Genomic DNA, 7,337 nt, shown 5'->3' with positions numbered 1-7,337 from the left:
CGGTCGATAACACCGGCATAACACCTCCGCCTTGTGGAGAGAATGAATCAAAAGGAGCGTGAATCACATGTGGTTCCTGGCGGCGGCCGCCTTCTTCGCAGCGGCACAAATTGCTTACACCTTTGGCCTTTGATTCGGAATATAGACGGCGGGTTTCCCGGTCAGGGGGACGGCAGCCGTCTTTTCTTTTGCATCTGGAACGGTCAACGGCCGCTCCCGAATCTCCACCGCCGGCGCCTTCCGGATCCCGAGCATGAGCCTTAGCCCATTGCGGGCCAGCTCAGAGAGTTCACCGTCGGATAGGGCGGCAGTGGCTGCTATAAGATCGGCGTCAAGTTGCTTGCGGAACCGGCATGAAATACCCTTGCGATGCATCAGCAACACCTCCGTAAGTCGAATGTGTTACAAGAATACGGGACCTCGTTTGTCCAATATTCCGCAAAAATACCGAAAGGCTAGTATAAAAAATGAAAGGCCTGACCACCCTTGGAATAAAAGGAGTGATCAGGCCTATGAGCGGATTGGGGAAGCCACGGAGCAAGCTCGGGCAATATATCGATAAACGCCATATCCAGCAGGAACGGATCCGGGAGGCAACTGGGATCAGCCGAGATACTTTAACCAGGGTGTGCAGTGATCCAGAGTACGTACCGAGTGGATCAACCATGCAGAAAATAATAAAGGCCCTTCGGGAAGTAGATCCTTCCGTCCGAGCCTCTGATTTTTGGAATTTGTAATACATATCGTATTGCACCACCTGAATCTTCCCACCGGTGGCCATCGCTCCGGGGGCGGCGGGCTAAAGCCACGCTCGCTATTAGCGTATGCGCGGGGGATGCCTAATATTGCATGTATCCTAATTAAAATTGCCGTGATGTAAAGGCGTCACCAGATCGCGCATATACCGGGCCAACCGGACGCTAATCTCGGCCTTGGCGACCTCGCGCATGATCCCAAACCGATCTGAATAGCCGCGGCAGACGAACGGATAATACATGACACCGGACTCCGATTGGCTCTCTTCTGATTCATGCAGCTTGATGCCTCGCCGTTTGAGCTCCACGCGGATCGTGTAGTAATCCGTATCGATCTTCTTTAGCAAAGCCTGGGACGTCTCCACCTGCAGCTGCTTGAGCAGATCCCGGGAGTACTCGATCTCCTCGATGGCATGAAGGATCATGGTCTGCATATGAGTCAACAAGACGTAGTCCCGGATCATGGTCAGCTCATCGACGGTTGCGCTGGAGTTGACGTATTTTTGCCACTTCTTCTCCTCCATGGCCACTCCTCCTCGTATATAAATATATACACGAACGGGCGTTCTTGTTCAATAGCAAAAAAAGAGCTCCTCGTGGGGAGCTCTTCTTCATCTCACCCTAAACTGGCACGTCGCCTTTAGGAAGTACCCCTCCGCGTCGTCCAGAAACACCGCCGACTCTGTGTGCTTCGTGATGCGGCTGCCGTAGTCCAGGAGCTCCCCGCGTTGCCAGACTTCCACCATGATGCCAAATAACATGGCATTGTCGAAGTCGGCAGGGTTTTTCAGTACGTCACCTTTTTTGAACAAAACGATCACCGGTCCTCTATTATAAGTTGACCGGTGCTTCCGGATTGTCCCCATTATAACAGAGTCCAGAAAACAGAAAAAGCCCCCGGCCGGAGCCGGGAGCCTGTAGAGCGAACGAACATATTACGTCTTGGCCGGGGTCTTATATTGCCACAACTCGTAGGTTAATGGCGGTGTACCTGATGCAGTCGGAAAAGCGATAAACAACAGATTATCGTATCTTGCAAACTGCCCGGGCACCAAGTTTACTAGATTTGCTTTGGTGCTGGCGGACGTAACCGTCATATTGCGGGTCAAGTACTCACCAGTGTCCGTCTTACGAAACTGAGTCAGGTTATTACTGCCGGTCGGATCTGCAGGATACACCGTATACCATATCTTGTCCCCGCTCGTAGTAGTAACAGGATAAGCAGCTGAGTCAGGCGCCGCCCATAAGAATTGTCCGGTGCCAGTCATTTTGATGGGCCCATAAGCGTATTGGGACGTAGAAGTTGCATCCGTGTTGCTGATGTCACTTAATGCCTCAACCACGCCATAAAATGCGGGCAAATAATACATGGCGTGACCAAACCCGGATGGGTGATTAATCGCATTGCCCGAGAGATAGCTATTGGCGGGACCAAGTAATTCCAACTCGTTAAATACCGGCTTGCACCTGGTGGGCTCATGGTAACCAATAACCATGTTGCGGATGCTCGATCCACCGCCGCTGTTAACCGCTGCAACGCGAGTTTCTCCCTCGATCAGTTTTTTGTACGTTGTATGAGACAGTCTTAACGTCCCGTTAATGTAAGCTTTATGATATGGCCCCACCGCCTCGAATCTAAACCTCTGCCAAACGCCAGGTTGGAGATCCAGGGTGGTAATGAGTGCGATAGCACTGCCGGTGTCGCTTGTATACAGTAAGATACTGCCATCGTTCACCCCAGCAGCGCTGCTTGGAGTTACGATGTACGTGATACGTTCCCCTGTTTTGGAGTTCCTACGCACGTCGATCCACTGTGCATATGTGGCACCGTATCCGGCGATGTTCATTTCAAAATCCAAAAAACCGTTGTAGAAGCTTCGTTTTCTCTGAATGGATGGAGTCCCGGACGTTGATGCTGTAGCTACCGCCCCGGATACCGTATATCCACTCGACGTCCATGCACCGAACGCGTTCCAGTTGTCGAAGTTCTTTTCTTGCTCAAAGTAGCGGAGCTCCTCGTCCACGCCATCCCGCAAGATCCGGTACAGACGATTTACGTCAGCCACAGCGACCTTGCGTTCATAACCATATTCTCGTGCCGCTCTCGCTACCGCATTTGTTTTCAATTGACCTTGGCTGTATAAAGTGGTGTTTGTGGTAGGAAGGAACACCGGAACCACCACAACGCTCGGATTTGAAGGCCATGCTGCAACGCTGTCGATTATGGTTTTTAGGTTACTTCTAAACGAATCATCGACGTTACTGGCCACATCATAACCGGGCCCATTCATACCGAACGCGACAATAATTAGATCAGGCGCAAAATCCTTCACATGATCGCTCCAAGATTTACCTAGGATAGAACCACTGCCATCTCCCCACGGTGCAGCACGGTAGAAGCCGGTAGCGATTACCTCGGGAGACGCCATGCCAGTGTAGGTGGAACTTACAAATTGTCCAATCTCCCGGCCGGACAAGCCAAAGTTACCAACCGTAATCGTTACATTAGGCAGGGCCTGTTTCAACATCGCCGTGAACCGTGACGGGTACCCATCCGACGGCTTTGCATTGATCTGGTCCATTTCCTCGGTAATGCTATCCCCAACGAAAGCGATCTTGAGTACGCCTGTAGACCCTATTTGGCTTCTAGCCCGAGTAAAAGCATCCCTCGGAATGCGCTGGGCAATATCATAAACGGCCCGTGAGTATATTACAGCACTTTTGGGCTGTGCAGATTCATTTGACCATGGCGGTGGTATGATCCTCGGCACGCGAATCCCCTCCCCTTAGAAATAGCTAATTTGCAGCGTAGCCGTTCCACTAACTGCAATCGCTTTGAATTTCGATAATTGGTCTGACGTATCTAATTCAATCATGCTGCCGGCAACAACCAGGTGGCCAGCAGAAGCCGTCGGTAATGAACCGTCGATCCAATACCGGATATCTTCCGTTTCTGTGGTAATCAGCACCTGCGTTGCACCAGAAGGTATAGATGCTAAACCGACTGCCGTACTGCTGTTTACGGTGAGAGTCTCATTCCCTTTCGCATTATTCCCTGTTATCTTTACAGCCTCCGGTTTTTTCCCCATCTCAGATCAGCCCCTTTCGTTTCAAAATGGTCACGAACCGGTAAAAATCAAAGCTCCCGCCTTCCGGGGTGTCCACCATCCCCGCAGCCACCGCGGATTCTACCGCGTCCTGCGCCCAATCCGGAACGGCCGGCATCTGCGCTAGATGCTCCAGATCCGCCACCCTGTTGGCCAGCGCCTGCACGGTGTATTGCAGCTGCGCGTTCTGCTGCCTCAATGCTTCTATTGCTTCTTGCATCTCTGCATCCTCCCTATGTCTCTGATCAATCCAACGCTCATATAAGCGTCGACGTTCACTCAAACCGTTGTAACCGCCGTTTACCCGGTACGTGATTTGTTCGACGGTAGCTCCGCTATCAACCAAACGATTCATTCCGTTGTTCATCCACCAAAATCCGGCACTCATCCACGGGTATTCTGCCGCAACATAATCGACGCCCTCCATCACCCGGGGATCACCGATGTAATTAGCAAACCGCTGGTAATTGGACCGGCCGGTTAGCTGGATAAAACCAGCTCCACGATACCTGGGACCATCTCCGTCTATTTCCGGCGTGTTCCCCAAATCTGTCCGCGTTTCATAGGCGGTGCCATCGGCAAGCTCCTTTGTCCAGCGCCCCATGCCGGACTCATGGCCACATTGAGAAATGAAATGAGCGATTCGGGCAGGCGTCGTAATATCGTACTGCTCCAAGGCAGCATTCAGATCAGCCAGCGTGGAGTCGTCACGCCAGCCGAATGCCGTAAGCTGCTCAGCAGAAACGTATACCTTACCCATTCGAACCACCCCGATTCTTCCCATCGAGCTCCGACCAGGCTTTCTCAATTGCTGCCGTCACGTCGTCCGTATCGATGCCCCACTTCTTCAGTTCCAACCGATCCAAGACGTACTGAACGGCCGCGTTGAGCTTCGCCTCCCCAGCGCCTGCATATTGCCGCTCCACGTATGCGTAGGCTTCCGCAGCCAGCTTGTGTAGAGTCTCCCGCTGCGCCGCCGATGTGCGGGATTCCAGGAAGGCCAATACCTTCTTCTTCAGCTGCGCAATCCCGGCCAGGACGACGAGTACCAGAAGCCCGACCAGGGCTTGTACGATGGTCGCAACATACGGCTGAATTGCATCCATAATCGTCTGCATGATTACTCCTCCTTGACCGAATCCAATCGGTCGATTCGTTTATGTGCTTGCTTGGAAGACTCCTCAACCCTCGTAACACGTTCGGACAGTTCGTCGATCCGTTTCCCCTGCGCCCGTTGCTCGAATTTGATGTCATCCACACCGCGTTTGATGTAGTCCATATCCAACCGAAGGGATGCCCCCGTGACGGCCTCCTGCTTGATCTCCGTTTTAAGTGCCCTATTCCGACCATTCCAACCCAAGAAGATCCCGCTGACAGCGGCCGTAGCCGCGATTCCGGCCGCGATGACGGAAAAATCCATCGCCCTGCCTCCCCTCCGCCCTGCTTTGGGCATAAAATAAGCCCCGGATCGGCTCCGAGGCCCCTTACTGTCTTGCATATAGCTCCTTCTCAATCTCTGCGCGTTTCTCCGAACCGAACTTCGCCTCAATCAAATCAAGTGTGGTTACCTGCGATACTCCTTGTCTTTCTTTAAGCAAGACGTAAGTGGCCCAGAAGCTCATCTTACACACCCCTTCCTGTTAAGATCAGGTCTCCAACCAGGACGGTGAGCTCGTTGACCTGACTCTTCAAGGATGCATTTTCTATTTCCAGATGGGCTAGTCTCTCTCCAGCTGTAGGCTCGGTTTGTACAGGCGGAGGCGGGTTGGCAATCTCATTAAAGCCAATCAGTTTGTCATCTTTGACTTCTAGGATATATTGGGAGTTTGCTTTCGGCTGGATTAGCTCTTGTGGAATGTCCGCGATTTCTTCTACCAGAATGAATGGACAGTGAAGCGCGACATCCGGTGTGTAGTCAGGGAAGAAACCTGTATGCCGCATCGTAATTTCGTCATACAAAATCGCGATCATCGACTCACTCCTTTACTTAAGGTCGTACTTGATTTTGATGTTCTTGACGCCCGCAACGTTATACACTCCATAGCTGTTATAGGACGGATTGTGAACGATAAAGTATACCGGAGCTATGGTATTGATCTTCAATTTGGCGGACTGCACAACATATCCTGCGTTACTAGCCCTAGTCGCTACATTGATAGTTTGTTGATTACTGTCGAGATTGAACGCAGTCCCAAGAGCGGTACGCGAGTCGATGGAGCTTGCTATTAGATCTATAGTAGGGTAGTTAAACGTCCCGGATGAAGCGCTTTGTGCCCCATAAATACCATAACAAACAGCGTAAAGCGTAGTTGTTGTCCCTAAGGTGGTCATATCGCTCCTAAGTTCAAACTCGACTAGCACTTCACCCGTAGCTTTCGGATAGAAGATATATGCGAGTTTGGCGTTGGATGTTTGGCTGATTAAATATTCGGTTGCGTCTTGCTCCTTCACGGTATCTGAAATAGCGAGTACACCCATACCCACTGGCTTCCACACCCCATCTATCAAAAATTCCGGTACGCCGTTGCTGATCCGGATCTCGCTCGTGCTCCAATACTGCGGATGCGGGTCGGTCGCGCCGGTATGTGCCGTCATCGCCCCATCGACCGTATCCTTTCGGGCCACGTCATCACTCGCGGCTGGAGCAGCCACCTTCATGCGGCCAGCTCCGTCCCGCTGAGCTATCGCATTAACCGTTGCCGTAGAAGTCGCGCCGTGGATGCCGGTTGTCGCGTTCATATGAGTGTTGGCCGCGGTCAACGTCGTAGGCGGCACGTCGTACCAATTCGTCGTCCCCATGATGGCCTTTAACCGGTTTGTTAACCAGGAGATGAATTGCGTAACCAGCCCGACATTACTGGATGGGACCTGGGTTTGGTCTGCGGTACGATTCCCGATCACCGTATCCGTGGCCGCCCCATCGGCGAGCTTGGCGCTTGTGACCGCCTTGGCGGCGAGCTTGGCGGTCGTAACCGATCCGTCCGGATGGTCCAATGTGGCAACCGTCTTGTGGTCCGTCAGATCCTGCTGGCTTGCGTACACCAGGGAAGAGTTGATCGTCGCGGTGACGCTCGTTGCGCTGCCCACGACGGCGATGATGTCGATGGCTTTCTCGACAACCTCCGCCCCGCCGCCCGCCGCAATAAATTCCGCCCCGCTGCCGGCATTGGCATAGCAGTAGAGGATCTCGCCGTCCTGCGGATCCTGCGCGAAGAGGCCGATCTCCCGGAAGTAGAACCCGGTCGACACACTCTGATTCGTAAAGCTGAACCCAACCGCCGCCTTCCCGCCTGTTTGGGGCTTCAGCTTCGTGATCGGAAGGCTCATCTTCTGGCTCACCAGCGTGTTCAGATTGACCACCTGCTGCGCACCCAGGCTTCCATCCCCGATGCCGACCCGGGTAAACTGCAGTTCGGTTCCCGCCTGTGCTTTGGCCTGGAGGGCCAGCCCTTTATTCGTAAACTTGAATCCGTTA

Annotated in this window: 10 protein-coding genes; 1 reads left to right on the top strand and 9 read right to left on the bottom strand. The window is 52.8% G+C overall.

All coding sequences use genetic code 11. The annotated features are described in order from the left end of the window. Window positions 1–114: 114 nt before the first annotated feature. Entirely contained in the window at window positions 115–375 is a 261-nt protein-coding gene (locus ACSEXW_RS27750) for a hypothetical protein (RefSeq protein WP_438449432.1), read from the bottom strand. A 92-nt stretch (window positions 376–467) separates the two neighbouring features. Here ACSEXW_RS27750 and ACSEXW_RS27745 point away from each other — a divergent pair, with 92 nt between their 5' ends. Next, the gene (locus ACSEXW_RS27745) at window positions 468–737 is read left to right on the top strand and encodes a helix-turn-helix domain-containing protein (RefSeq protein ID WP_438449431.1); all 270 of its coding nucleotides are present in this window, start codon (window positions 468–470) and stop codon (window positions 735–737) included. A gap of 119 nt (window positions 738–856) precedes the next feature. On the opposite strand, the gene ACSEXW_RS27740 is transcribed toward ACSEXW_RS27745, so the two are convergent. The 8 genes from ACSEXW_RS27740 to ACSEXW_RS27705 all read right to left on the bottom strand — a co-directional run. Further along, complete coding sequence (locus ACSEXW_RS27740) at window positions 857–1,279, bottom strand: YhjD family protein (protein WP_438449430.1); 423 nt, start codon at window positions 1,277–1,279, stop codon at window positions 857–859. Window positions 1,280–1,690: 411 nt separating this feature from the next. Continuing rightward, on the bottom strand, window positions 1,691–3,526 hold the full coding sequence (locus ACSEXW_RS27735) for a GDSL-type esterase/lipase family protein (protein WP_438449429.1): 1,836 nt from the start codon (window positions 3,524–3,526) through the stop codon (window positions 1,691–1,693). A gap of 15 nt (window positions 3,527–3,541) precedes the next feature. After that, on the bottom strand, window positions 3,542–3,844 hold the full coding sequence (locus tag ACSEXW_RS27730) for a hypothetical protein (protein ID WP_438449428.1): 303 nt from the start codon (window positions 3,842–3,844) through the stop codon (window positions 3,542–3,544). Window position 3,845: 1 nt separating this feature from the next. Beyond that, window positions 3,846–4,622, bottom strand: a complete 777-nt coding sequence (locus ACSEXW_RS27725; protein ID WP_438449427.1) for a glycoside hydrolase family 19 protein — start codon at window positions 4,620–4,622, stop codon at window positions 3,846–3,848. Next, complete coding sequence (locus tag ACSEXW_RS27720) at window positions 4,615–4,980, bottom strand: phage holin, LLH family (RefSeq protein WP_438449426.1); 366 nt, start codon at window positions 4,978–4,980, stop codon at window positions 4,615–4,617. The genes ACSEXW_RS27725 and ACSEXW_RS27720 overlap by 8 nt, the downstream gene beginning before the upstream one ends. 2 nt (window positions 4,981–4,982) lie before the next feature. Beyond that, window positions 4,983–5,282, bottom strand: coding sequence for a hypothetical protein (locus ACSEXW_RS27715; RefSeq protein WP_438449425.1), 300 nt, complete (start codon window positions 5,280–5,282; stop codon window positions 4,983–4,985). Window positions 5,283–5,485: 203 nt separating this feature from the next. Beyond that, complete coding sequence (locus tag ACSEXW_RS27710; RefSeq protein ID WP_438449424.1) at window positions 5,486–5,833, bottom strand: hypothetical protein; 348 nt, start codon at window positions 5,831–5,833, stop codon at window positions 5,486–5,488. Window positions 5,834–5,845: 12 nt separating this feature from the next. Then, window positions 5,846–7,337 (bottom strand): phage tail-collar fiber domain-containing protein (locus tag ACSEXW_RS27705; protein ID WP_438449423.1); only part of this gene is annotated, 1,492 nt, incomplete at its 5' end.

Source organism: Oryzibacillus soli, from assembly GCF_051594765.1.
Lineage (GTDB): Bacteria > Bacillota > Bacilli > Paenibacillales > NBRC-103111 > Paenibacillus_AR.
The sequence above is the reverse complement of the archived record's forward strand: the minus strand, read 5'-3'. Positions and strand labels throughout refer to the sequence as shown.

Coding starts and splice junctions, on each gene's coding strand:
- ACSEXW_RS27750 (WP_438449432.1), bottom strand. CDS start 375: ATGCATCGCAAGGGTATTTCATGCCGGTTCCGCAAGCAACTTGACGCC.
- ACSEXW_RS27745 (WP_438449431.1), top strand. CDS start 468: ATGAAAGGCCTGACCACCCTTGGAATAAAAGGAGTGATCAGGCCTATG.
- ACSEXW_RS27740 (WP_438449430.1), bottom strand. CDS start 1,279: ATGGAGGAGAAGAAGTGGCAAAAATACGTCAACTCCAGCGCAACCGTC.
- ACSEXW_RS27730 (WP_438449428.1), bottom strand. CDS start 3,844: ATGGGGAAAAAACCGGAGGCTGTAAAGATAACAGGGAATAATGCGAAA.
- ACSEXW_RS27725 (WP_438449427.1), bottom strand. CDS start 4,622: ATGGGTAAGGTATACGTTTCTGCTGAGCAGCTTACGGCATTCGGCTGG.
- ACSEXW_RS27720 (WP_438449426.1), bottom strand. CDS start 4,980: ATGCAGACGATTATGGATGCAATTCAGCCGTATGTTGCGACCATCGTA.
- ACSEXW_RS27715 (WP_438449425.1), bottom strand. CDS start 5,282: ATGGATTTTTCCGTCATCGCGGCCGGAATCGCGGCTACGGCCGCTGTC.
- ACSEXW_RS27710 (WP_438449424.1), bottom strand. CDS start 5,833: ATGATCGCGATTTTGTATGACGAAATTACGATGCGGCATACAGGTTTC.